The sequence below is a fragment of the Staphylococcus sp. MB377 genome (genome assembly GCF_001922505.1).
Taxonomy (GTDB): domain Bacteria; phylum Bacillota; class Bacilli; order Staphylococcales; family Staphylococcaceae; genus Staphylococcus; species Staphylococcus haemolyticus.
On record NZ_MAON01000011.1, the window covers coordinates 114,958 to 141,520 of the forward strand.

Sequence of the window (26,563 nt, forward strand, 5' to 3'; positions counted from 1 at the left end):
CTTTATACAACAAGGTCCTCTACTTCATTCATTTGAAATAGAGGACTTTTCGTTATTCAGTCTCAAATTTTTAATTTCAATCAATGCATTTTAACAATAATTCTACCGACATCACCACCAGCTAATTTATCAAATCCTTCATTGATATCATCTAGAGTAATCACTTCACTAATGAGTGGATCAATGTTTAATCTTCCTTGTTTATATAAACTTATAAAACGAGGAATATCTCTATCAGGAACACAGCTTCCTACATAAGAACCTTTAACTGTCCGTTCTTCTGCAGCTAATGTTACTTGTGGAAATGAAAATTCATCTTTAGGATGAGGTAAGCCCGTTGTTACTGTAGTACCCCCTCGTTTAGTAATTTTATAGGCGACTTGCATTGCTGGAACAACCCCTGCTGTTTCAAATGCATATTCTACTCCGCCAGGCACATATTCTTTAATTTGTTCATCTATATCATCATCACTAGAGTTAAATGTCGCGGTAGCTCCAAACTGCTTAGCTAAATCAAATTTGTCTTCATTAATATCTAATGCAATAATTTCATTTGCACCTGCTAACTTAGCACCAATAATGGCATTTAATCCTATACCACCTAGTCCAACTACAGCAACATTACTACCTGGACGAATTTGAGCTGTATTCATCACAGCACCAATACCTGTAATGACAGCACAACCAAATACTGCTGCACGTTCAAATGGTATTTCATCACTGATTTTTACAATAGAATTTTCAGAGACAACTGCGTGTTCTGCAAATCCAGAGACACCTAAATGATGATATACTTGTCCATCTTCATTAGATAATCGAATACCTCCTTCTAACATTTCGCCTTTTTCATTTGCTTTAGCTCCATTTTCACACAAAGCTGGACGTCCTTCTTTACATGATATACATTTACCACAGCTTGGAATGAAGGTACAAACTACATGGTCACCTTCTTTCACCCTTGTGACACTACTTCCAACTTTTAATACTTCGCCAGTTGCCTCATGACCAAGTACCATTGGTAAAGATCGAGGTCTACTGCCGTTAATTACTGATAAGTCTGAATGGCATAGCCCTGCTGCATGTATTTTTAGCAATACTTCATGCTCATGAGGATCTTCTAACTCTAAGCTCTCAATTTTTAAAGGTTTCGATTCTTTATAAGGTTGAGATGCTTCCATTTCATATAATACTGCTGCTCTTGTTTTCATAATTAAACACTCCCTTGAAAGTCCCTATTCATAATATCCGTCTGTTGATTTTCGAAATTTTGCAAATTGTTCTCCATCGTGGCCAAACCAAATTTGTGCGTTTTTCTCTGCTGCTAATTTTTTTATCTTTTCTACAGAATTTGTCCAACCAACCGAATCATACAAGATACCTGGAGGTTTAAGTGTTGGTTCCATACTTTCTTTCGTATAAATAGCATCTGAGGCGAGAATAATTGTTCCAAGTTCTTCAGTTTCAATTTCTAAGCCAATCATGCCCCATGCATGACCACTGCCAAAATTCAAGACCTTAACGCCATCTACGAGTTTTAAATAATCTTCATCTCGTTTCATAGTCTTCCAAGTTAAATCGTTTTTAATCCATGCGTCTATATCCGCCCATATATACGCACCTTCTTTTTGGTTACGTGCATAAGATTGCATTGTTCCGTTGAGTTCATCGTTATGCACTATGACAGTCGCATTTGTAAAGTATTCAAGACATCCTGCATGATCTAAGTGCAAGTGAGAGGCCACAACAATATCAACATCTTTAGGGTCTATGCCAATTTGTTCAAGTCGATTAGGTAAATGACATGCTTCGTCAGCAAAGTATGGAAACGCTTTTTGTGTTACTGTAATCCAACGCCCATTATCTCCCATAGCATTTGGATTACATGCTGTATCGAATAAAATCTTTGCTTCAGGATGATCAATGAATACAGTATAAATAGGAAATTCATGCATTTCATTAGGCTGATTTGGATTATCCATCGTCGCTTGGTTTGAATTAGCAATCATCAAGTTTTTATCCATCTTCATGCGTCCATTGTCTAGTACGTAAATTTTCATTCTTTGTTTTTTTACATTTACCATGCTACTCATCCCCTTATTAACTTTTGCATGTATTATACATAGATGTTATTTACATTTTACACATAAAAATAATTACTTACAATATTTAAGTATCCTTGTTTGATTTATAAATCAAAACAAGCCTTCCACTTCGTTTGAAATTCGAAATGGAAAGCTCTATTTATGTGCTTTGTCGTTCTACGTTATTTAATTTTAATACATTATTGTTGATTTCAAATTCTGTCTCTTCAAGTAATGCCAATAAATAGTTAATCAATTGCATACCAATGTCATTGACTGGTTGATTGACTGTCGATAATGGAATCTTCAATAAACTAGAAATGGGTTGATTATCATATCCCAAAATGGCGATTTGGTTAGGAATATCTATTTGATGGGCAGTCATAAAGTGCATTAACCCTAATGCCACTTCATCGCTACCTGTAAATATAGCATCTGGTAACTGTTCTTGTCGCAACAATATTTTCCCTATCTGCTCACCATCTTCAATTGTATGAACATTATTAAAAATCCATTCATTTCTAATATCTAGACCATTATCTTTCATCGCTACTCTAAATCCGACATTTCTAGGTTTATTGAAGCAATGATCATAGTAATTATTGTCCGTGCAATAAGCTATGTTTCGATATCCTTTATTAATTAAGTATTGAATGGCATCATACGTCGTTTGACGTTGGGTGGTATGTATAATCTTCACTTTATCAGACTGCATTGACTGATCTGCCGATAAAATAATAGGTCCATATTTCGTATACGTCTCTAAAACCTCTATGTCATTTTCAAGTGCGCCCATTATCACACCAGCAATTTGTCTTTGCTTAAACATATTTAATAATCTTAATTCCTCTTCTTTATCATTATATGTTTGCATAATTAACATATGGTATGGTGTGCCTTTAATTTTTTTATCAATTGCATCAATCAAATACGCGAAATATGGATTCGTAATTCTAGGTACAATGATACCAATCGTATACGACTTGTTAGAACGCAATTGCATAGCGACTGAATTTGGCACATAATCAAGTTCATCCATCGCTTGTTGGATTTTAATTTTCTTATCCTCAGAAATATAAGGATGATGATTTAAATATCTTGAAACCGTCGATATAGATAACCCTGCTCTCTGAGCTACATCTTTTATTGTTGCCATAGTACCACCTTTAATGAAAACGTTTTCATTATTGATGATAGGTTGTTCCCTAGTTTTTGTCAATCACTCAAGTTAGATATTTATCAGTTTAAAAAATATTAAAAGCACGGGAGTGGGACAGAAATAATAATTTCTCAAAATTTATTTTGTCGTATCCCCAGCTTGCTTAGCTTGTAGAATTTCTTTAGGAAATTCTCTTTGCTGGGGCCCCGAACCCCAACTTGCTTAGCTTGTAGAATTTCTTTAAGAAATTCTCTTTGTTGGGGCCCCGCCTACCAGGCAAGGATGACTAGGTTTGAAAAAAGCTTGATTCAAGCGCATTTTCAAATCAGTCAGCTACTGACAAAATGATAAAGTAGGCTGAGACATTTTATTTTGTCCCAGACTCCTGCTATTATTCATCATTTGGATTCCAAATTCTTTTTCATTCCTATTCTTCTACTAACCATTCAATTGTGCGTTTGATGGCTTTATCCCAGAACGCATAATCATGTTCACCTGGACCTTCTTCATATTGATAGTCAATTCCTTTATCATCCAAATATGTCATAAATTGTTGATTATCTTCATATAAGAAATCTTCTGTACCACATTGAATCAACAACTTAGGTATGGTCAATCCTTTTTCGATTGCTTCATCAACTAAATGATATGTATCGAGTTCAGTACCCTTGATAGTTGTATCTTCCCCAGTAATTGCTTTTGGTGCGAAATCAGGATAATCAAGTTCCATTAACCCTTGCGCTTGAAAGACAGAAGACAATGGCGATGCTTTAGAGAAGAGTCTTCCTTGTGTTAATGCAAATTTCATCGTGCCGTAACCACCCATCGAATGACCTGCAATAAAATTATCTTCACGTTTTGGTGATAATGGAAGTAGCTTATGTGCGTAGTGATACACTTCCAATATATGGTCATAATAACTATGACCGTACGTCATATTTGCATAGCCACTATGATCTGCATTCGGCATAATAATGGCTAATTGATGTTCATTTGCATATCGCTCAACACTGGTAAAGCGTGTATACGACGTTGCATCACTTGATAATCCATGCAATAGCATAAGTGATTTATAAGATTTAGGTGATTGTGTTTCGTCGAAGAAACTGGCGTCTTCTGGAATAATTGCTACAAATGATTGTTGCATACCTAAAGATGGTGATAAGTAATTGATTGTCATGAGTGCCATGTTGATTGTCGCCCCTTCTAATAATAAATGATTATATCTATTTTACACTTTTTCTGAAAAAGGTGTTACCCAAACATACAAAAAGACGTTAGTAATGTCACCAACGTCTTAAGTAGCAATTATTGTGTTTATATCGGTTTGGTAGTTTAATATAAACGCTTTTTGTATATAAAGGGGGCTTTGTGTCTTATTTATTACTTTATAACCATCCAGTTTTTGCCATTTTTTATTAATTTTTTCTCTTCTTTTAATTCATGTACAATATGGCCAGTTGTTTCACGTGAAATACCTGCTAAATCACTCAGTAATTGAATGGTCATGATATGTTTAATTTCGTAGAATTCATCATGATCGTATCCTATTGCATGACATAAATAATATAGTACTTTCTCAATACGTTCTCTCGCCAACTTTGTGGTTAATGCCATATTGTATTCCCTTAGCAGTTCAAGTTCGTTATTTAACTTTTCGAACAGTGTAACAAATATGTCGTCATGATTTTTACAAAGATATTCCAACATATCTTTAGGTATTCCTATTACATTACATGGTGTTATAGCTGTGCACATCTCGTTTAATTCAATTTTACGAAAGAGATGATTTAACGGAAATAATAGTTGCTCTTTATTAAGCTTACGATAAGCGTCCCCATCTTCATTAATTGTTTCACGCAAAACAATACCGTCTAGTAATAAATACACATAGGTGGGCTGATCAGATGAATAATATATGATTTGTCCTTTATTGTAACGTCGCACGAAACATTCACTCTTGAATGCTTGAATGACACCCGTTGGAATATTTAAGTAAGACGCTAATTGTTTGAGCCCTTCACTTAAATCATTGTCTCTGTTGTTGATATATGTCTTTCCGGCCATTGAGATACACTCCTAAATCTTTTAAAACTTTTTATTAGAATACTGAAACGCTTCCCATCGCTAAGCGAATGATACCTATTATTGCAAGTATGATAATGACTGCAAACAAGATATAGTCACCTTTCGTTAATGGTTTATGGTTATTACGTTGTACGAAACGATAAACAAATAGACCAGGGATGTAGAGCAACATGGTTAATAACAAGTAATCAATACCTGCAGCGTACACAAGCCATATCGCATAGATTGATGCAATAATACCGATTGCCCATTGTTTCACTGTAGCGTGTCCTTTATGCTCAATTGTGTATTTCAATTGATAAAAGGCACTAAACATATACGGAATTAAAATCGCGCTTGATGCAAGTGAAAACGCAAATTGATATGCACTGTCTGTAAATAACATGCTAATTAAGAATATTTGTACTAGAATGTTTGTAATTAATAATGCATTGATTGGTGCTTTATTTTTATTTTCTTTAGCAAACCATTTCGGGAACAAGCCATCTTTAGCCACTATAAATGGTAGCTCACCAGCTAGTAATGTCCAACCAAGCCATGCACCTAAAACAGAAATAATTAATCCAATGTTAACGAGTACTGAACCCCAATGACCAACGATATGTTCTAACACTTGTGCCATTGATGGGCTTGCAAGATCAGCAATTTGATTTTGTTGAATGACGCCTTGTGCCAATACAGTCATTAAGAAGTAAATAACAAGTACTGAAACAAGTCCAATTACTGTAGCAGTGCCTACGTCTTTTTTCGATTTAGCACGACCTGAGAATACCACTGCACCTTCAATACCAGTGAATACCCATACGGTTACAAGCATTGTACTCTTAACTTGAGACATTGTATCGCCCCAACTAAATATACCTGTACCACCGCTTGTCATTCCGTAGAACCCTGCTTTAAATGTATCGAAATTAAATACTACAATCATACAAATGATGACTAAGAATATAGGAATTAACTTTGCAACAGTTACAATACTATTGATAAAAGCTGCGGTTTCAACACCTCTAAGTATTAAGAAGTGCACACCCCATAATAAGAAAGAAGCGACGATAATACTTGGTAGCGTATTACCACCTTTGAAGATTGGGAAGAAGTTACCTACTGCTGACATCAATAATGTTGCATAGGCTACGTTACCTAGAAACGCAGCAAACCAGTAGCCCCAAGCACTTGAGAAACCAATAAAGTCGCCAAATCCAGCCTGTGCATAACTGTAAATTCCACCTTCTAAGTCCGGTCTTACATTAGTGAGATTTTGGAAGACAAATGCGAGTGAAATCATTCCGATTGCGGTGATAATCCATCCAATCATAATTGCTAAACCACCGGCTTGACCACCCATATCAGAAATGATATTAAATGCACCGCCACCAATCATAGAACCAATGACTAAGCCAATAAGTGACGTTTTACCAAGTTTGTTTGTGTCTGATTCATTCATAATTCATTTCCCCTTCTAAGGAGGATTACTTTTAAATTAAGGGCTTGAAGCATCATTATTCAATTGTCTGGTAACCCTGCTTCAAACCCTTCTCCTTGTGTTATATTTCTACATCACTTTCCCTGCGATGTATTTTTCAAAAAAGTCCTTACGTTTGCTCGAAATACTTTAAATATCTTCTCTAAATAATGGTTGGCTCATACATCTTGGGCCCCCACGTCCACGAACAAGTTCACTACCAGTAATTTCAAGCACTTTAATGCCTTTATCACGAAGTAATTGGTTTGATACGTAGTTTCGGTCATAAGTAACGACCACACCTGGGCGTATACATAGCGTGTTTGAACCGTCATTCCATTGTTCACGTGCGCCGTCTATCACGTCACCATTACCAGTTGGGATAAACTCGATTTTTTCAACGCCAAGTACGTCTGCTAGCGTTTCACGTAGTTTATTAGAATGTGTAATTTTGATATCATCTTTTGCTTCATCGTATTCAATCGTAAATAAATTCATGTTATTTTCTTCTTTGAAAATAGCTGAATGCACTGTGAATTTATCGTAGTCAATCATTGTGAATACTGTATCTAAATGCATGAACGTACGACTATTTGGAATTTCAATCGCAATTACTTTCTTGAATGTCGTAGATTCATCTTTAAATATATTACGTGCTAAGCGTTCAATTGCTTGTGCTGATGTACGTTCAGATATACCAATGGCTAAAGCTTCTTTAGATAGAATTAATTCATCTCCACCTTCGATATTAAATGGTGAGTTTCGGTCTAACCATACTGGTACATCTGCATCTTTAAATCTTGGATGATATTTTAAAATGTATGTCATAAATAGTGATTCTCTGCGACGTGCTCTCCAATACATTCTGTTAATTGTCATACCTCTACCTACTGATGCTTGAGGATCACGTGTAAAGTAAAGGTTAGGCATTGGGTCTAAATAGAATGGATATCTATCATCCATGTATTCAACGAGATGTGTTGTTTTTAGTTCAATTTCTTCTTTTCTCACACCAGCCATAATTTTATCGATTAATTCTTGATCTGATAACTTCGCAAAAAACATTTTAATTTCAGCTTCATGTCCTAATACTGTTTTTTGAGATTCTGCAAGAATATCGTCAATGAACTGTTCTCGCACATCTTTATCTGCAATTGCTTCAGCTGCTAGTTTTTCTAAATAAACAACTTCCACACCTTCATCACGAAGTGTTTGTGCAAATTTGTCGTGCTCTTCTTGCGCCACTTTTAAATAAGGAATATCATCGAATAGCAAGCCACTTAAGTGATCTGGTACTAAATTTTCTAATTCTTTACCAGGTCGTTTGAGTAATACTGTTTTTAATCTACCGATTTCACTGTTTACTTGAATAGGTCCTTGTGTCATATTCATTTCCTCCTTTATTTATCTACAATTAGAGTATAAAGCGCTTTCAAAAAAGTTTATGTGATTGTTTTCACAATATGAACGTGTGCTAGTTCATGCTTTCTGGTTATTCAATGCATATTTGTGATTGAATATACAAAATCATTGGGCATTTGGTGCTTTTTATGTATATTCCATTTATTTTCGTATGATAATATTTTTAAGAAAAGTTTTTTATGCATTATTCTGTATTTATAAACACCCGTGATTTGTATCTACAATTATATAACTACTTAGGTTATGAACATTATAAATTAGGTGTGTTACACTCTATTATAGATAATATAAAAAAGTAAATCCACATTATATTTTATACATTAATTTGAATATTTATGATTAAATAATTTATAATGCACATATTTAGCCATTTCTTCAGAATTAGTTAGTACCATCAATGTGTCATTGCCACCTACTGTCCCTAATATTTCATTAATATTCATTCGATCAATGAAATAATTAATGCATTGCGCAAATCCTGGAGATGTTTTGATAAGTATGTAGCTATCTTTTATTATGATACTTTTAATTTCACTGTCATAATAATGTAGCAGTTTCGTTTTAGCATCCATTTGTTGCGTATTATCTAACTTCTTATAATAGGATTGATTACTTACAGCTGGAACTTTAAAAATCTTTAATTCTTTCAAATCTCTTGAAATCGTAGTTACGCTATAGCGCACCCCGAAATGCGTATCAATGTAATCTGCAATCTCTTCCTTTTTGTTAAATCGGTTATTCTTAACTACCGTTGCGATGAGATCTAGACGTTTATTCTTTTTCATATTATAAACTCCCTCTATCCCTATACAGCCTACTGCTATATTTATGTTTTACTTTTAACGTATCATTTTTTTGTCTTTCTTTGTGTGGGGTATTTCATAAAATCTGTTATAAATTTAATTATTTACATAAAAACGCCCCAAAAGTAAGATTTATCATCCAACTATTGAGGTGTCTTTCAAGTTATGCTATTTTGATTCTTTCATAGCTTGTTTTACAGTGCTATAGCCCATTACCACGCGATCAACTTTACCGTTATCTACATCAAACCATACCGTCATTCCTTTTGAATTTGGTTGGTAGAAATAGATACCTGTTGTATTATGCTTTTGGTTATTTACCTTTTGTAAATCTTTACCGTAAGTTTTATTTAATTGATCCAATGTCATTTTACCCGTTACGTTTAAATCAAGTAATGATGCTGTTTTACCATCTTTCGAAACGTTTCTAAAATATTGATCATATTTTTTCACATTTTTAGATGATGTTGTTGCTTTCAATTTAATACCGTTGAATGTGACATTTTCAGCTTTTACCGCATTTTTAAAATGTTTATCTAATACAAAAGATACGTCTTGACCTGCATATCCTTTATAATTGTAATATGCAGATGTCGCATTCGCTTTAGAATGAGTTGTGTTTGTTGTAGCTTTAGATTCAGCATGTGCAATAGATGTTTCCGTCAATGCACTCGTAACACCTACACCAAATAATGTGCTTAGTGCTAATGTCGTTGCGACTAATGTTTTTGTAGTTTTTCTCAAATTAGAAGCCTTCTTTCTTTATAACTAAACATATCATACGCCATTCTTGATTGTTATACAATTTTGGTTAACTAATTAGAAGTGTTTAATATTTGATGTAATGTTGTTTATAATTACACAAAATTAAATTTCACAAATAGTTAAATATTTTTTTATATAAATTATGTTATACTAAATATAGGAGTAACATCCCCATTAACTCCTTCACAAAAAGTTATATTATGTAATAACTATAGCCATAAGTTTACTTCCCCTTTGTTAAACTTATGGCTCTTTTATATAGTCTTTTTTACTTTTCCAAAATAAATATAAAATTACTTTATATTGTAGAAAACCACTTCCAAAACGCGAACATATGTTCTATAATGAATTTGAGGTGGTTAACATGATTCCAAATCCTAATGCGCCAGATGAGTATAAATATGAAACAGATTATCGTAAAATACCAAGACAATATCTAGACGCTAACATTCCTCAAGGACGTGGCATGGTGAAGTGGGCTCCCTTTGCGACAATGCCAGAACAATATCAACGATTGAATGATTTTATTGAGGAACAGAATAAAATTGCCATGCCTTCATTGTCAGATGATCAATTCGAAGATATCAATCGACAGCTCACTTGTAAATTCACACAGCACCAACTGGCAATGATTAGTTATTGGAGAAATGGCTATATCCAATCAATTGCAGCGTATATACGTCGTATCGACTCGCTAAATCGCTGTATCACAATTAGTAACGAGAACGGTTCACAAACGATGAAACTCGATTTTGAGGTTATTTGTAATGTAGAGTAAGTGTGCTGCGTAATTAGTGACTCATATCATTGAAACATGAGTTTTATTTTAACTAGAGATAAATTAAAGCGCATAGATGAGGAAGTCCCATTTATGCGCTCTTCTAAATATTATTTACTTGTTGTAAAGCCTACGTAACTAATATCTACTTCTACAACTTTATTGTTATTAAGAACAAATGATGTTGCTAAACCATCTTTATTTGGTTTATAAACGTAAATACCGCTACCTTTAACATTATTGTTGCCTTTTACTTTTTTCAAATCTTTACCATAAGCTTTTTTAAGTTGACTGTACGTTAAATCGCCTTTAACTATAAATTGTAATTTATTCGCTTTTTTGCCATTGCTTGTTACGCCAGTAAATTTCTGATTATACTTTTCTTTTACAGTTGTGCTATTTGTTTTAGCAAGTTTGATACCATTAAATTTAATGTTGTCGTGTTTGATTGCGTTAATAAAGTTCTTGTCTGTTAAGAATTTAGCGTCTTTATCAACGTAACCATTATAAGAGTAGTAATACCCTTTAGTTTGCGTTGCTGCATGGGCAGTATCTTGTACTGGTAATACAGCGCTACTCACTCCTAAAAGTGTTCCAAATGCTAATGTTGTTGAGGCAATAGTTTTAACTACTTTATTCATGTTAGTCCTTCTTTCTATATTAGAATTACACTTCATTTATATTATCGCACAATACATACAAACATTCACTGTACTTAAGACCTATTTATCAAAAATTTTAGTAAACAAAATTTAATATTATAAAATTGTGTAAATACTATCTATTTTATGAAGTTTTATTATAATAAGATAAAGAAATGAATTAAGGACGGAGGATACACCTTGAAAAAAGTATTGGCAGGTAGCGTCATTTTATTACTTGTTGTTGCTTTAGGTTTTTCAATATTCTTTGCAGCAACTGGTACTAAACAATCAAATTCAAGTGATGATCATAAAACTGAGAAGCATGATAAAAAAGAGAAGAAAGATAAAGCGAAAGAAGAACAAACTGATGAGCAATCTACTACATCTGATAATGGAGAAAATGCACAATCAGACCCAACGTCAAACAACACTGTAAACACGCAACAAAGTTATTCTACACAACAAAATAACTCGACGACAACTCGAACACAAGAATCTAAAACAAAAGAAAGCAGTTCAAGACAAAAGAGTTCAGAAAGTGCTACTTCAGAAAAAAATACTAAAGAAACTCAAACAACACAACAACCAAGTACACAACAACCTTCTACGCAACAGCCATCAACATCACAACCTAGCACACAGAATAAAACGACAACTAATAATAGTTCAACACAAAGTTCAAGTAGTTCTGGTAGTTCAAGTGATTCTAAAGATAAAAATTAAACATAGTAACAATAAATATATAGCACATAAAAAGCATTCTAGCCCATTTATAAGGTTAGAATGCTTTTTATAGTACAAATATCGTTTCCGTAACTACTCAGTTACTTTACTTTCAGCCACGCGCTTAGAAATTTTACGCATAATTGGATCTAAGACTGGTTTGACTAAGATACCTAAAATAAAGAATCCTAGTCCAAATAGTATTAAGATAATCATTTTCGTAATTAAAATTTCTGGTACAATGCCACCTACCGTTTCACGTAAAGAATCTATCACATACGTGAATGGTAAATATGGTGAAATCGTTTGGAAGAACTTAGGTGCAGTTACAACTGGGAATGTTCCTCCACCACCAGCAATTTGTAATACTAGTAAAATGATTGCAATAGCTTTACCTGGGTTTCCAAGTAATGACACGCATGTATACACAATCGTATTAAAGACAATAGCACCACACAGTGCGACTAAGATAAACAATGTCGGCGATTCAACCTGCGCTTTCAAAATAACCAAGTCACCAATCGTTACAATCAATGCTTGAATGATACCCATCATTATAAAGAAAGCACCTTTACCTAAATAAATTTGACGTTTCGTTAACTCATCTTCCAAGGCTTCATGTTTATTATCTACAGACAATAAACTTACTAGTAATAATGCCCCTACCCATATAGATAATGACGTATAGAATGGTGTCATACCTGAACCATAATCTTTAACTGGGAAGACATCTACTTGTTTCTTATGAATAGGATTCGCAACCACATCGGCTTGTTTCTTCAAGTCATTCTTCAACGCATCAATCACTTTATCTACCGCATCATCTTCATCTAATTTTTTAAATATTTTATTCGCTTTGTTTAAATCTTTTTCAATATCTGGCAAACGGTTTTCAGAGAAATTAGCTAAGTTTGCTAACGCTTCTTTCGCACGTGGTTGATTTTGATTTAATAAATCAACGGCATTGTCATACTTATTGAACAATGTCGGTAAGTTCGTATTTACTGTTGCTGTAGCATTCGCAAGTTGTTGCTCTAAATCTGGCAAATCATTACGAACAAAGTCAGCTGCATTCGCTACGTCTTTTTTCACTGTAGGGAAATATTTCTGAGCAGTTTGCATAGCATTAATATAGGTTTGTTCTAAAGCAGGTAATTCGCTTTGAATGTTAGCTATACGATTCTGTCCATCTGTAACTATATCCTGACCAGCAATGATAACACGATTAATCGTATTTAATTTAGATTGAACGTCTGATAACGTATTCTGACCTCTGCTTAATTCTTGTGTAATTTGATTAGATACAACTAACAAACGATTGTTTAAGTCGTTTTTAATGAAATCACGATAGTTACCTAACGCTTTATTTAAATCTGGTAACGAACGCAATACGTTAACTGCTTCTGCTTTACCTGAACTACCATTTTTTAGTGCATCAATGAGTTGATTCGTTGAACGTAATGAATCGCTGATACGATTATTGGCACTCTCAACTTGTTTAATTTGAGACGATAAATCGACATGTTCTCTTTTTTCTAATTCTTTTAACACGTCTATCAATTGTTGATTACTTTTCGAGCTATTTTCAAGACGTGTTTTTAAGTTACGTAACATATCATTAAATTCAGTCGGTCGATTAGAACCAATAACACCATAAGATATATCTTTCAAGGCTTTAATGTCTGACTGTGTTGCTTTCGCTTGATTATCAGAATTACTTGAAAGTGTTAATAATGCTTCTGCAAGCGCACTATTCATAGACTTCACGTCATTGTTTGAGACAATTTGATTATCATTCACAGTGTCCTGGCTACTATCTGTGCTCAACTTCTGAATTTGATATTGAGGAAGTCCCGACGTACTTTGTTGACGCAATGCACTATTGGCTTGGTTATTTACTTCTTGAGCACGCCCTGCCGCTTCTTGATAATCACCTACACGTTGCTGAGCAGATGTAAGATAACCTTGTGCATCATTTAAACGCGTATTCGCTAAATCAAGCCCCTCACTAGCAATATCCACGCCTCTATTAATCTTAGGAAATTGTGACGGTATATCATTAGAAGCTACATCTAATAGTTTCTCAATGTTCGGCATATATTCATTAAGTGCTAAGATGAGTTTTGCCTTTTCGTTAAGTGACGGAATGGCTGCATTCACATCATTAAGCTTTTGTTGGGCGTCTAAAATATCGCCTTTGTAATTACCTAATTCACGGAATTGATTTGCATATTTATCAAGATCATCCTGATGATCATTCAAATATTCAATACGATCCGCAATTTTATTGATTTGTGGTAATGAGTCATGTGCCGCATAAACTGCATTTTTTATTTTATTAATTGTAGGTACTTCATCTTCAAGTTGAATACCCACTTTATTCGCTTCTTGTAGTAACGCTTTCGTGACGGTTTCATTGAACTGTTTATTTGCTTCGTCAACGATGACCGTTGAACCTGTATCGGTCATTTTCGGTGCGACGGCATTGATTTTTTGATTAACTTTATATTCGATATCGGCTTTTTGTGGTTTATTTCTTAATGTGCCAGTAATTTGATGCGAGAATTCTTTAGGTATGTATATGCCAGCATAATATTTACCCATTTTAATTTCATGGTCTGCCTTTTCCCGGCTAACGAATTGCCAATCAAATTTATCGTTTTTCTTAAGATTGTCTTCTAATGTATTACCAACATTAATTTTCTTGCCACGAACTTTGTCACCCTTGTCCTCGTTCACAACGGCAACCTTGATATGACCTGTATGACTATAAGGATCCCACATAGCCCATAAGTTGAACCAAGCATAGAAAGACGGTAATATCGCAAGTCCTGCTAGTATAACCCAAACTGCTGGCGTCTTAGCAATTCGCTTCAAGTCCGTTATAAATAATTTTAGTGCGTTTTTCATTTTCACACTCCTAAAAATGAAATATTAAGATTTTATCTCAAAATGATGTTAAGTATTGTTTTTTTCTTTATAGAGTTAGTATAATACTTTTATTAAGCAAAGTAATAATTAGTTGATACTTATCAACTAAAAATCATAATAAATATTATATCAAATTCTGATATATTCGCATACCACCATAATTAATTTGATAGGAGGAAAAGAGCGTAATGTCGAAGCATAAATTCATGATTTACTTTTTAACAACAACGCTAGTATTACCAACATTTACGACTAGCATTGCACATGCTGAAGACACAAACGAAGATGCTAAGATGAAATCATCTAGCACACAAGAGGAACAGACTGATCATAATGAAGATGTAAATGACAATAATATTAATGAAGCATCTCAACCAGACGATACTCAGTCCGATAACACATCTTCTGAAGCACCTACTAAAGAAGATTCGAAGAACAAGATAAAACGAGAAAAGTCTAAGTCATCAAATACGTCATCAGAGGAGAAAGATGATGACAACACAAGCGTATCTCGCAGTCATCAAAAGCGTGATAAAAATACAAATAACACTTACCGTACACCCCTTTCTCCAATCTTTGACGCAACTCATTCTAGTGGTTTACCTGCTTCTAACTTTTTAAATCCTGATTTATATCAAAATGGATTTAGCCTAACTCATTTAATTGCATCATTATTTAATTTCGATAGTGATATTTCAGATTATGAGCAACCCGCAAGCACTAATGAAGCAGATGATGACACGCATTCTACAAATGAGCAAGATACTGATTCACAAGACCAAGATCAAACAGAACATAGCGCTTCATCTTCTGACACAACGGATCGCGAACATGATGACATACAGCAAAGTAGTGAGCAAGCTAACCAATCAGATAAGACTTCACGACAAGATGATATAGATACAAATCAACAATCAACTGCCAATCAAGATAAGGACGATGCAAGTGTTAGTAAAGCGTTAGATGCCATTGATGATTTCGTCTCAGATGAAACAGATGATGATAAAGATAATCAAGGAAGTAATAATACAGATACCACTAATCATCAATCAGATAATGACGATACAAGCACTGACTCAAAAAATGATTCTAGTAAAACATCATCTTCTGATAGTAATAGTCTATCTGAATCTGCCTTAGACACTGTGCTCGATAAGTATAGTGAAGATGCTAAAAAGACGCATCAAGATTTCGAATCATCTAAAAAGGATAACGAAACAAACACATCTAAGGGTGAAAAAACAAAAAACAACACGACTAAAGCAAGTAACCCTCAGTTGCCAACTAAGAAGGAGCTTGAACATAAAACTACACCTTCACAGTCATTTGAAGATGACTTTAAGCAAAGTAATACGCGTTCAACTAGTCTGTTCCAAACATTACCTCAACTTAATGGTAGTGATATAACGGATGGCGATATAACAGTTGTTGAAAATAAAGGTACGCGTGACTTTATTAAGTCTATCGCTAAAGATGCACATAAGATTGGTCAAGATAAAGATCTTTATGCCTCAGTTATGATTGCTCAAGCTATTCTTGAATCTAGTTCAGGAAACAGTACCTTAGCACAAGCACCTAATTATAATTTATTTGGTATTAAAGGTAGTTATAAAGGACAATCTGTAAACTTTAATACGCTAGAAGCTGGTAATGACAACAGTATGTTTAGTATTAATGCTGGGTTCCGTAAATATCCAAGTACTAAAGCATCATTGGAAGATTATGCTGATTTAATTAAAAATGGTATCGACGGTAATCCAACAATTTATAAACCTACTTGGAAGCATGAAGCTATAGATTATCGTGATGCGACACGACATTTAAGCCGTACGTATGCTACAGACCCTAACTATGCTACTAAATTAAATAGCTTAATCAAACACTATCACTTAACTGATTTTGATAAGAAAAAAATGCCAGATTTAGATCAATATACTAAACAAACATCTAGTGGAGAAGATACTTCAGGTAGTGAGTTTAAATCATTTGAAATCACAGATTCGTCATCACCTTATCCTCAAGGTCAATGTACATGGTATGTATACGAACGTGTTCAACAATTTGGTAAGAAAGTAGGTAGCGACTGGGGAGATGCCCATAACTGGGATAATCGTGCAGAACGTGACAACTATGATGTCAGTCAAACACCTTCTACACATAGCGCAGTCGTCTTTGAAGCAGGACAAGCTGGTGCGCATGATGTATATGGTCATGTTGCCTTTGTTGAAAAGGTAAATAAAGATGGCTCTATCGTCATCTCAGAATCTAATGTCAAAGGTTTAGGCATCGTGTCATATCGCACAATTGATGCTAGCACAGCTGAAGCCTTACACTATATTCAGCCTAAATAATGCTGATGTGAGTTAAATAAGATAACATATAAAAAAGGTGGTGCACCCGATTTGGGTGAACCACCTTTTTAATTCATCTATTATGAATAAATTAATACTTGAGTGATAAGCATGCCACCACCGAAGATGAATACGAAGGCAACGACTGGCCATACGAATTTCAACCAGTGAGAGTACTTCATGTCTAACATTTGTAATGTTGCCATTATCAATCCTGTTGGTGCTAAGAATAACATTGCATATTGACCAAATTGATATGCTGTTACGATAACAAATCTAGGAATACCTACTGTATCAGCAAGTGGTGCAAAGATTGGCATTGCAAGCACTGCTAAACCAGAAGATGATGGAATAATGAAACCTAGGAAGAAGAAGATAATCAACAATATTACAATGAAGATTGGTCCACTTACACCTTGTACAAGTGATGAACTGAAGTTCAAGATTGTATCTGAGATTAATCCATCATTCATAATCATATTGATACCACGTGCCAAACCAATGATTAGTGATACCCCTACCAAACTTGATGCACCTTCTACAAATGCATCGACGACCACTTTCTCGCCAAGTCCATCTTTACCTAATGCTACCATTAACATGATTACAATTGTAAATGCTAAGAACATTGAGGCCATGATTGGGAACCACCAACCTTGTGTCATAACGCCCCATACCATGATTGGGAATGGTAAGATGAATAAAATTAAAATGATTTTTTTGCGTAGTGTAAATGGTTTTTCTCCGCCATCATCGTTAATAACTGACCATTGATTTTCAAATTTAGTTTTATCTTCATATGTGTAAGATGCTTTAGGATCTTTTTTAATTTTTTTAGCGTACCAGTATAAATAACCTACTGTAAATATTGTTGCCACAATTAAGCCAACAATTCTCCAATATAAACCATCTACGAATGTTGTACCTGCTGCATTTGATGCGATAACAACTGAGAATGGGTTAACTGTTGAGAATGTACTACCTACAGAACTTGCTAGGAAGATTGCCCCAACACAGATAATTGAGTCATATCCCATGGCAATAAAGATGGGTACGAGTATTGGATAAAATGCTACCGCTTCTTCTTCAATACCACAAAGCGTACCACCTAGTACCATTAATACTGACACCATGAATACAAGTAAAAATTCATGACCTTTAGTTTTTTTAGTAAGTGCTAAAAGTCCTGATTCAAATGAACCACTCTTTTGTACAACACCAATGAGTCCACCTAATACTAAAATAAATACCATTACATCGACTGCTTCAATTGTACCGTTAACCATGCTTGATGTAATTTGATCTGGTCCAGCAGGTTTTTGTTCTAATCGTTCGTATGTTCCAGGAATTGAGATAGGTTTATTGATGGCACCTGATTTAAATTGGTCTACATCAATTTTTACACCTAATTTATCTAATTGTTCTTGTGTTCCAGGGACTGTTTTTGATTTATTATGAGCATCGACAATTTTAAATTCATGAGCACCGCCATCATAGGATAACTTAGAGTATGCACCAGCTGGTATCATCCACGTTGCCATAACAGCGATTACAGTTAAAATAAATAAAATTGTAAATGCGCCAGGCATCTTAAGCGAGAATCGTTTTTTCCGTCCTTTGCTAGTACTATTAGTAACTTCGTTAGTGTGTGTCATGCTTTTCAACCCCTTTAAGTATTTTTTATCTATGAAAATGCTATACACATTTAAAACGTATACTTTGTGAAAATTTGTTAATTAAGCAACTTTGTGAAAAATTTCTCAATTTCTTTTTCCACTATTAGTGTATGTCTAATGCACTTTACAATCAATATGAATATTAAATAAAATGTAAATATTTTAGATTATTCCATAATTATTTCACATAACTTTACCAATAATTTCTCAAAATTCACTTGCTATTTTCTAGGAATTGTGCAAGCGCTTTCCTAACCGATGTTGAGCCTCTTTTTCAAAAAATAGGCGTAGATAACATAAGTAAGTAATGATTACTCAGTTATCCACGCTTTAAGTTTGTATTTAATGTTTAGTGTTTTGTTGTTTACGACGACCTAACCCTATTAAAGTACCCCCAGCAATCACTAATAACACTGTTACTGGTAGCCAAGACTTTTTAACTACTTCTCCAGTATTTGGTAAAGATAGATTCCCTTCATCATCAAATAAGCCACTTAAAAATCCATCATCATCGCCTAATTGTCCCAATGATAATCCTTGTACAGGATTAGGAATATCTTCAATATTGTCTAACAGACTTCCTCCTGAATTAAGACCATCTAATAGACCACCACCAGTTAGTCCATCTAGTAAATGAGACCCTTGATTAAGAAGATTAGAACTTGATGTACTACCATTAATGCGATCAAATAGTGAAGGTCTATTGGTAATAGGATCTAAGATATAATTCAAATTATTTTTTGCAGTGTCGAGTTTATTTTGCAACTGTAATAAATCTCCACCTGTACCGTTTAATGCATTTTTCACTAAATCTAACGCATCAGCTTTATCCGTTTGAACTCTAGCGATAAGATCTGCCAACGCCTTCGCTTGTGTTTGATTTAACTTTGTAGCTAATAACGTTTCAATGGTTTGTTTAGGGGCTGACGATTTATCTAGTACGTCTTTAAGAATATCATCAGCTGTTACTGACTGATTTGCATTAATTTTTTGCTTCACTTGATTTACTAATTCTGAACTAGATAAATTCTCTTTAGCAAGCTGTTTAGCTATTTGTGATGCTTCATTATTTCCTAAACGTGTTGAAAGCAATGTTTTGATTAAAGCCTCTTTATCAGGTGTTTGATCAAACATGGATGCCAAAATATCATCACTTGTTGTCGTTTTGAGGTTGTCGATATGTTTCATCATTTGATCTGCTATTTGCTTATCTGACTGACCGTTAGTTTTAATCTGCTTGGCTATCTTTTGAGCTTCGTTTTTACTAAAGACACTTCTTAAGATTTGTTCGACTGTTGCTTGCTTATTTGAAGACTGTTCTAAGCGGCCACTTATTTGATCTCGGTTCGCTTTAACATTTTGTCGAACATTTCTAATATCTTTTTCAACATTTTGCTTTTGCTCATTAGTCAAATTGTTGTTTTGCTTTACTTGTTGTTCTAACTGTCTCAATTGCTCAAGTTTATGGTCACTGTAACGTTTCGATGTGTTATTTTGTTTATTTTCAACTTTTGTAATGGCTTGATCAATTTTTTGATTAGCAGATAATTCGTCAGTTAATGCATCAATATGACCCTCTTTTGAATCAATCTTGTTTGACTTATGGCTGATATCATCTTTATCTATCTGTTTGATACCACTTAGAATACTTTTATCTGATGCAGTATTAGTATTATCTTTTGAATGCGATTCTGTTGAATTGTCATCTTGAATGGATGAGTCAGTTTGATCTCGAATATCTTCTACAGATGAATGTGCACTTTCTTTAGTTGATTCTATGTCATTTTTAACATTATCCATTTCATCCAATATTGAGGTATCATCATTTTCTTCATTCATGTGATTCGTAATGTCTTGAGAAGATGCTGATTGTCCACTACTTATTTGGCTATTTTCACTATTATTTGTGGAACCTTGTTCCGACTTCATATCTTCACTTTGTTGATGGGTATCAACCTTTTCAGATAGAGAATCTAAATCGGCTATTATTTTATCTAATTCATCTAGCTTATCTCCTTCATTCGTTGATGATTGCTCAGCAGTTGAGAGTGAAGATTCATTAGAAGTGCTTGCTTTTTCACCAGTTTCTCTAGTACTTTCCTCATTTGATATACGGTCTTCTTCCTGTGCATCCCTTAAAATTTGATCAATTTCAGACTGATTACGTGCATCTTCAATATCTTCTTTATAACTTTTAATATCAGTGGCTTGTAGGTACTTCAAACGGTCAATTTTTGTTTTCGCTTTATCTATCGCTTTATCAAGTTTATTTTGAACAGATGTCATTTCACTTGAAACGTTGTCGATGCGGTCATTTGATTGTGCAACTCCATCTTTGGTAAATCCATAACCCACTAATGTTCCACTCATTAACAACACTGAACATGACACTTTTAAATACGAATTAAATTTAGAATGTTGTCTAAGCTTCTTCACGCATATCACCCTTTTTATTAATATTCCACTTCATTATATAACATTTAATTTAAAACTTATACTTCTGTTTTTTGAAAATTAATTAAAGGTTCCAAACATTGACCAGTCATAGATTTTTATAATTTTATACGTTTAGTGTTGATTTTTTTAGTATCTGTAACCTTAACAGAGTATTGGTACGCATTAGTTAAATCAATAAGAGATAAGAATTTATTATGACCAGCACCTGTATCAATATCTAGTATATTTTTCTTTTTATATAATTCATCGTTTTTTAACCCATAGCGATAATTAGGAATATGTCCATGTATCAAATATTTATTTTTAGGGATGTTTCTATTTAAATTATGGTTATAATGACCAGTAGTATATTCCTTAATCTGTTTATTTAAAGGTTTAGACGTATCTATACCAGCATGCGCAAATATGTAATTATCTATGACCTCGATTGTCGACAATTCTCTTAAAAATTTGTGCCAGCGTTTGATTTTTTTATCTTTACTTTCTAACCAACGCATCTCATGATTGCCAGCCAAGGCAAGTGCACCTCGACGTTTTAAGCGTTTCACTAACTTCAAAGTCCCAAATGAATCGGGTCCATTATTAACATAATCTCCCATTAAAACGAGTTGATCTTTTCTCACATTAAAATTAACTGCCTTTAAAAGAGTGACGAGTGCCTTCCGATGACCGTGTATATCAGAAACCACAAGTATCCTTTCTTTCATACTTCCTTCTCTCCTAACCTACGACTTATTGCATATTAATATAAAATCACTGTTTAACTAACTTTAAACAAATTATTAACGTGTCCTCAAAATTCTTTATTTATTATAGAAAATAGTATAAACAAAATATATATTTTGGGGAAATCAATTTATGAATACAAAGCAATTACTCATCTTTAAACATTTCGTTGAGGCACAAAACGAAAACGCCGTCGCTGAAAAACTTGGTATCACACAACCAACGGTAACTTTTCATTTGAAAAACTTAAGCAAAGAATGTGGGTTACCTCTATATTTCAAAAAAGGTAAACATTTCAACCTCACTGAAGCTGGTGAATTACTCTATCGGAATGCGAATAAAATGCTTAATTTAATAGAAGAAACAACAGATATGATGGAAGATTTCAAACAATCTAAACGAGGAACTTTAAGAATTGGTGCGAGTCACGCTCCAATCTATAGCATTTTACCGTCAACATTTAAAAACTATATGCATGAACATCCAAATATAGATATTAACTTAACAGTAGATACTGCGCCAATTATTATCGAGAAAGTTAAAGACCGTAAGATTGATATTGCTGTCATAGCTGAAAAAGGTTTTAACGAGGGTGAACTACAAGTCAAACGTCTTCATGAAAATCCATTAGTGCTTGCTATGGACAAACGTCACCCACTTGCTCAAAAAGATCATCTTACTTTAGAAGATATTAGTAGTTACCGTTTTATCATTCATAATAGCGGAGCAACTCGAGACAGTATAGACGAATGGCGTAACAAGAACTTTATCAACTTAGACGTTCACATGGAAACCAATAGTATTAGCAGTATCCTTACAACAATAAAAGATTCAAATTACTTAAGTTTAGTCAGTGAAAATGCTATAAGTCATCATCCAAGCATTATTAGTAAGACTTTGCCTAATGCCCCAACCACAAGTTACATCTCACTCATATACCGTAATGATAGACATCTCACTTCTATTATCCAAGATTTCATCACATTAATATATAACACTAAATAGTTCCTGCAAATTTGAGCAATCACGTTGATTAAATATTTATTAACATGATTGCTCTTTAATACTATCCGTCCTTCTACAGTTGCTTTCTGTTTCTTTTCTCAAAATAATTCAAATACGTATAGTTTGAAAAGTCAGTTTATTATTACCTTTATAAAATATTAAGAATGTATAAATTTTGTTAATAAACTTTCCAAAAAGTTATAACAATTTTACAATATATTAATAAATCGCTATAAAAAAATACGCTTACATAATATAATAGATTTGAAAGAAAGATATACATATTAATCAATTTGCTATTTGTACTTTTTTGATTAGGAGGTACGGTTAATGCTCGTTCTTTCCATCATTTTATTACTTTTAGGTCTAATTTTAATCGGTATTAGTAGATTTGTTGCATACCAACATGACATTGACCTCAGAGAAAAAATTTATATTCCTGGCGTAATTTTTGTCTTAATAGGTGCATTACTTCTCCTGTTTTATTTAATGAACTAACTACATCGCAAGTCTACATACCAAATTATTTTCAGGTATACCATCATCACGAGGTTACCTGTTTTCTTATATATATCCCCTTAATACACGCTATTTTCACCAACAATTTTTCCAAAGTGTTGCATTTTCCAACGACGTAAAACTTTTAATGGTACCGAACGTGGGTATAACTTGTTACATTATCAAATGTAACATTTTAAATATGCTTAATTTGAGGTATCGATTTAATGTAATTGCTCACAAATCATCAACACATTACCCATACTTTAAGCGATATAAATTAATGAAATAGGGGGAAATGTCTTGGCAAAGCTATTATACAAACTAGGAAAATTTATAGCTAAGAACAAATGGCTAAGTGTTATAGGATGGCTTGTTATACTAGGTGTCATTATCATGCCATTAATGATAAACTCACCGAAGTTTGACAGTGACATCACTATGAACGGCCTTAAGTCATTAGACACAAACGATAAAATTAGTAAAGAATTTCATCAGGACAGTGAGAAAGCCTCGATGAAAATAGTCTTCCATTCTAATAAGAATGATGGACTCAATAATAAAGATACGAAGAAAGATATTGAAGATGCTTTAGACAATATCAGACAAAATGATGATTATATCCAAAATATCTCTAATCCATATGACAGTGGACAAGTTAACGATGAAGGCGATACCGCTATCGCTAACGTAAGTTATGTAGTTCCACAAACTGGATTAAAAGATTCTTCTAAACATATCATCGACAAAGAATTAAAAGATGTAACTGACAACCACAATGTGCAAATTGAAAAAACTCAAGGTGGCGCTATGAATGCTGAACCTGGTGGTACATCAGAAATTGTCGGTATTGTCGTAGCATTCGTAATCTTACTTATTACCTTTGGTTCACTTATCGCAGCTGGTATGCCAATTATTAGTGCAATCATCGGTTTAGGTTCAAGTGTTGGTATCATCGCATTATTAACATATATCTTTGATATTCCAAACTTCACTCTTACACTAGCTGTAATGATAGGTTTAGCTGTTGGTATTGACTACTCACTCTTTATTCTATTTAGATTTAAAGAACTTAAGAAAAAAGGTGTCGATACTGTAGAAGCTATCGCAACAGCAGTGGGTACAGCAGGTAGTGCTGTAATATTCGCTGGTCTTACAGTTATGATTGCTGTTTGTGGTTTATCACTTGTAGGAATCGACTTCTTAGCGGTTATGGGATTCGCTTCAGCGATTAGTGTGTTATTTGCAGTATTAGTAGCATTAACACTATTACCTGCCCTAATCAGTATCTTCCATAAAAGTATTAAAATTAAAGATAAACCATCTAAAAGTAAAGACCCTAAAGATCATCCTTGGGCAAAATTTATTGTTGGTAAGCCAGTTATCGCTGTTATTGTAAGTTTAATTATTTTAATTTTAGCTGCTATACCAGTCAGTGACATGCGTTTAGGTATTCCAGATGATAGTTTAAAACCAACTGACTCATCAGAATACAAAGCCTATAAATTAATCTCAGATAATTTTGGCGAAGGTTATAACGGACAAATTGTCATGTTAGTAAATACAAAAGATGGTGGAAGTAAAAGCACTATCGAACGTGACTTAAATAATATGCGTAGTGATTTAGAAGACATTGATAATGTTGATACAGTTTCAAAAGCACAACTAACTGACAACAACAATTACGCATTATTCACAATCATTCCTGAAAAAGGACCGAACTCACAGTCAACAGAAAATCTAGTATATGATTTACGTGATTATCATAGCCAAGCGCAAGAAAAATATGACTATGACACTGAAATTTCAGGACAAAGTGTTATTAACATCGATATGTCAGAAAAACTAAACAACGCTATTCCAGTATTTGCAGGCGTTATCGTTGTATTAGCATTCTTCTTATTAATGATTGTGTTCCGTTCAATCTTAGTTCCATTAAAAGCAGTACTAGGCTTTATCCTTTCATTAATGGCTACATTAGGTTTCACAACATTAGTCATTCAACATGGCTTTATGGGTAGTTTATTTGGTATTGAAAACACAGGACCATTACTTGCATTCCTTCCAGTAATCACAATTGGATTGTTATTCGGACTTGCCATCGACTACGAGCTCTTCTTAATGACACGTGTACATGAAGAATACAGTAAGACTGGCGACAATGATCATTCAATCCGTGTAGGTATCAAAGAAAGTGGACCTGTTATCGTAGCTGCTGCACTTATTATGTTCAGTGTATTCATCGCATTCGTCTTCCAAGATGACAGTGCAATTAAGTCAATGGGTATCGCATTAGGTTTCGGTGTGTTATTCGACGCATTCGTCGTACGTATGACATTAATTCCAGCATTGACGAAACTCTTTGGTAAAGCTTCATGGTACCTTCCTAAATGGTTAGGTGCAGTATTGCCAAACGTTGACGTTGAAGGTAAAGCTTTAGAAGAAGATAATCATCACGACACATATTCTGAAAAAGGTCATGTCAACGATAAAAATAATGAATACGCTAGACAAGACAAAGATAACTATGTTTATCAAAATGACAAACGTAACCACAATCGCAATTATAATGACGAAGATTATAACCGTTCTGTGCATTTAGATAATCATCATGACCAGCATCATCGCCAACATCATTATGATAATCAACCTGATGATATCGACTATGAATCACTTTATACTCAAGATGGCGACCATACTCATCATGATGAACGTAATTATAATGATCGACACTATCAAGACATTTACGATAGAAACGATGATTATCGTCATAACAATCATGATCAACAAAATGATAACCATGATTATCATGATTCAAATTTCGATAAAACAACAAACTTATACAAAGAATTAACTGATAGCAATATTGATCAAGATGTATTATTCAAAGCATTAATGTTATACGCTCGTGAAAACAACAAAGGTGTTTACGATAGATATAACCGATCATCTCAACATCGTCATGATGACGAACTTAGAGACTAATATTAAAAA

The 26,563-nt window shown here is 33.8% G+C and carries 20 protein-coding genes; 6 read left to right on the top strand and 14 right to left on the bottom strand.

Annotated features, from left to right (window positions below):
* Positions 1–80: 80 nt before the first annotated feature.
* The 9 genes from BB045_RS02570 to isaB (BB045_RS02615) all read right to left on the bottom strand — a co-directional run bounded on the left by BB045_RS02570 (position 81) and on the right by isaB (BB045_RS02615) (position 9,759).
* Positions 81–1,208 (bottom strand): zinc-dependent alcohol dehydrogenase family protein, encoded by a 1,128-nt coding sequence (locus BB045_RS02570; protein WP_070581017.1) that lies wholly within the window; start codon positions 1,206–1,208, stop codon positions 81–83.
* A 24-nt stretch (positions 1,209–1,232) separates the two neighbouring features.
* Positions 1,233–2,081: an AhlS family quorum-quenching N-acyl homoserine lactonase gene (ahlS, locus tag BB045_RS02575; RefSeq protein WP_037551477.1), complete on the bottom strand. Its 849-nt coding sequence runs from the start codon at positions 2,079–2,081 to the stop codon at positions 1,233–1,235.
* A gap of 160 nt (positions 2,082–2,241) precedes the next feature.
* Positions 2,242–3,237 (bottom strand): LacI family DNA-binding transcriptional regulator, encoded by a 996-nt coding sequence (locus BB045_RS02580; protein ID WP_037551475.1) that lies wholly within the window; start codon positions 3,235–3,237, stop codon positions 2,242–2,244.
* Between the two features lie 430 nt (positions 3,238–3,667).
* Positions 3,668–4,429: an alpha/beta hydrolase gene (locus tag BB045_RS02590; RefSeq protein WP_037552600.1), complete on the bottom strand. Its 762-nt coding sequence runs from the start codon at positions 4,427–4,429 to the stop codon at positions 3,668–3,670.
* A gap of 194 nt (positions 4,430–4,623) precedes the next feature.
* Entirely contained in the window at positions 4,624–5,307 is a 684-nt protein-coding gene (locus tag BB045_RS02595) for a Crp/Fnr family transcriptional regulator (protein WP_037552602.1), read from the bottom strand.
* 34 nt (positions 5,308–5,341) lie between these two features.
* Positions 5,342–6,772, bottom strand: a complete 1,431-nt coding sequence (gene arcD, locus BB045_RS02600) for an arginine-ornithine antiporter (protein WP_011274694.1) — start codon at positions 6,770–6,772, stop codon at positions 5,342–5,344.
* Between the two features lie 168 nt (positions 6,773–6,940).
* Positions 6,941–8,176 carry an arginine deiminase gene (arcA, locus tag BB045_RS02605; RefSeq protein ID WP_075140451.1) on the bottom strand — a complete coding sequence of 412 codons (1,236 nt, stop codon included), beginning with the start codon at positions 8,174–8,176 and terminating at the stop codon, positions 6,941–6,943.
* Between the two features lie 356 nt (positions 8,177–8,532).
* Positions 8,533–8,997, bottom strand: coding sequence for an arginine repressor (locus BB045_RS02610; protein ID WP_011274692.1), 465 nt, complete (start codon positions 8,995–8,997; stop codon positions 8,533–8,535).
* A 186-nt stretch (positions 8,998–9,183) separates the two neighbouring features.
* Complete coding sequence (gene isaB / locus BB045_RS02615; protein ID WP_070440563.1) at positions 9,184–9,759, bottom strand: immunodominant staphylococcal antigen IsaB family protein; 576 nt, start codon at positions 9,757–9,759, stop codon at positions 9,184–9,186.
* Between the two features lie 385 nt (positions 9,760–10,144).
* Between isaB (BB045_RS02615) and BB045_RS02620 the strand changes: the two genes are divergently transcribed.
* Positions 10,145–10,558, top strand: coding sequence for a YolD-like family protein (locus tag BB045_RS02620; RefSeq protein WP_070581021.1), 414 nt, complete (start codon positions 10,145–10,147; stop codon positions 10,556–10,558).
* Positions 10,559–10,668: 110 nt separating this feature from the next.
* On the opposite strand, the gene isaB (BB045_RS02625) is transcribed toward BB045_RS02620, so the two are convergent.
* Positions 10,669–11,199 (bottom strand): immunodominant staphylococcal antigen IsaB family protein, encoded by a 531-nt coding sequence (isaB, locus tag BB045_RS02625; protein WP_011274688.1) that lies wholly within the window; start codon positions 11,197–11,199, stop codon positions 10,669–10,671.
* 201 nt (positions 11,200–11,400) lie between these two features.
* Here isaB (BB045_RS02625) and BB045_RS02630 point away from each other — a divergent pair, with 201 nt between their 5' ends.
* On the top strand, positions 11,401–11,925 hold the full coding sequence (locus BB045_RS02630) for a hypothetical protein (protein ID WP_075140452.1): 525 nt from the start codon (positions 11,401–11,403) through the stop codon (positions 11,923–11,925).
* A gap of 93 nt (positions 11,926–12,018) precedes the next feature.
* On the opposite strand, the gene BB045_RS02635 is transcribed toward BB045_RS02630, so the two are convergent.
* Positions 12,019–14,835: a YhgE/Pip domain-containing protein gene (locus BB045_RS02635; protein ID WP_070632481.1), complete on the bottom strand. Its 2,817-nt coding sequence runs from the start codon at positions 14,833–14,835 to the stop codon at positions 12,019–12,021.
* A gap of 209 nt (positions 14,836–15,044) precedes the next feature.
* Here BB045_RS02635 and BB045_RS02640 point away from each other — a divergent pair, with 209 nt between their 5' ends.
* Complete coding sequence (locus BB045_RS02640; RefSeq protein WP_070581027.1) at positions 15,045–17,207, top strand: amidase domain-containing protein; 2,163 nt, start codon at positions 15,045–15,047, stop codon at positions 17,205–17,207.
* An 80-nt stretch (positions 17,208–17,287) separates the two neighbouring features.
* On the opposite strand, the gene BB045_RS02645 is transcribed toward BB045_RS02640, so the two are convergent.
* The 3 genes from BB045_RS02645 to BB045_RS02655 all read right to left on the bottom strand — a co-directional run bounded on the left by BB045_RS02645 (position 17,288) and on the right by BB045_RS02655 (position 22,047).
* On the bottom strand, positions 17,288–18,862 hold the full coding sequence (locus BB045_RS02645; RefSeq protein ID WP_016930623.1) for a YfcC family protein: 1,575 nt from the start codon (positions 18,860–18,862) through the stop codon (positions 17,288–17,290).
* Positions 18,863–19,225: 363 nt separating this feature from the next.
* A complete protein-coding gene (locus tag BB045_RS02650) occupies positions 19,226–21,319 on the bottom strand; it encodes a hypothetical protein (RefSeq protein ID WP_080497793.1) in 2,094 nt (697 codons plus the stop codon).
* 116 nt (positions 21,320–21,435) lie between these two features.
* Entirely contained in the window at positions 21,436–22,047 is a 612-nt protein-coding gene (locus tag BB045_RS02655; protein WP_016930621.1) for a metallophosphoesterase, read from the bottom strand.
* 151 nt (positions 22,048–22,198) lie between these two features.
* Here BB045_RS02655 and BB045_RS02660 point away from each other — a divergent pair, with 151 nt between their 5' ends.
* The 3 genes from BB045_RS02660 (at position 22,199) to BB045_RS02665 (ending at position 26,554) form a co-directional block, all read left to right on the top strand.
* Entirely contained in the window at positions 22,199–23,071 is an 873-nt protein-coding gene (locus BB045_RS02660; RefSeq protein ID WP_070440538.1) for a LysR family transcriptional regulator, read from the top strand.
* Positions 23,072–23,401: 330 nt separating this feature from the next.
* Positions 23,402–23,569: a hypothetical protein gene (locus tag BB045_RS12110; protein WP_174165701.1), complete on the top strand. Its 168-nt coding sequence runs from the start codon at positions 23,402–23,404 to the stop codon at positions 23,567–23,569.
* A 303-nt stretch (positions 23,570–23,872) separates the two neighbouring features.
* Positions 23,873–26,554: an MMPL family transporter gene (locus tag BB045_RS02665; protein WP_070632476.1), complete on the top strand. Its 2,682-nt coding sequence runs from the start codon at positions 23,873–23,875 to the stop codon at positions 26,552–26,554.
* Positions 26,555–26,563: the final 9 nt, after the last annotated feature.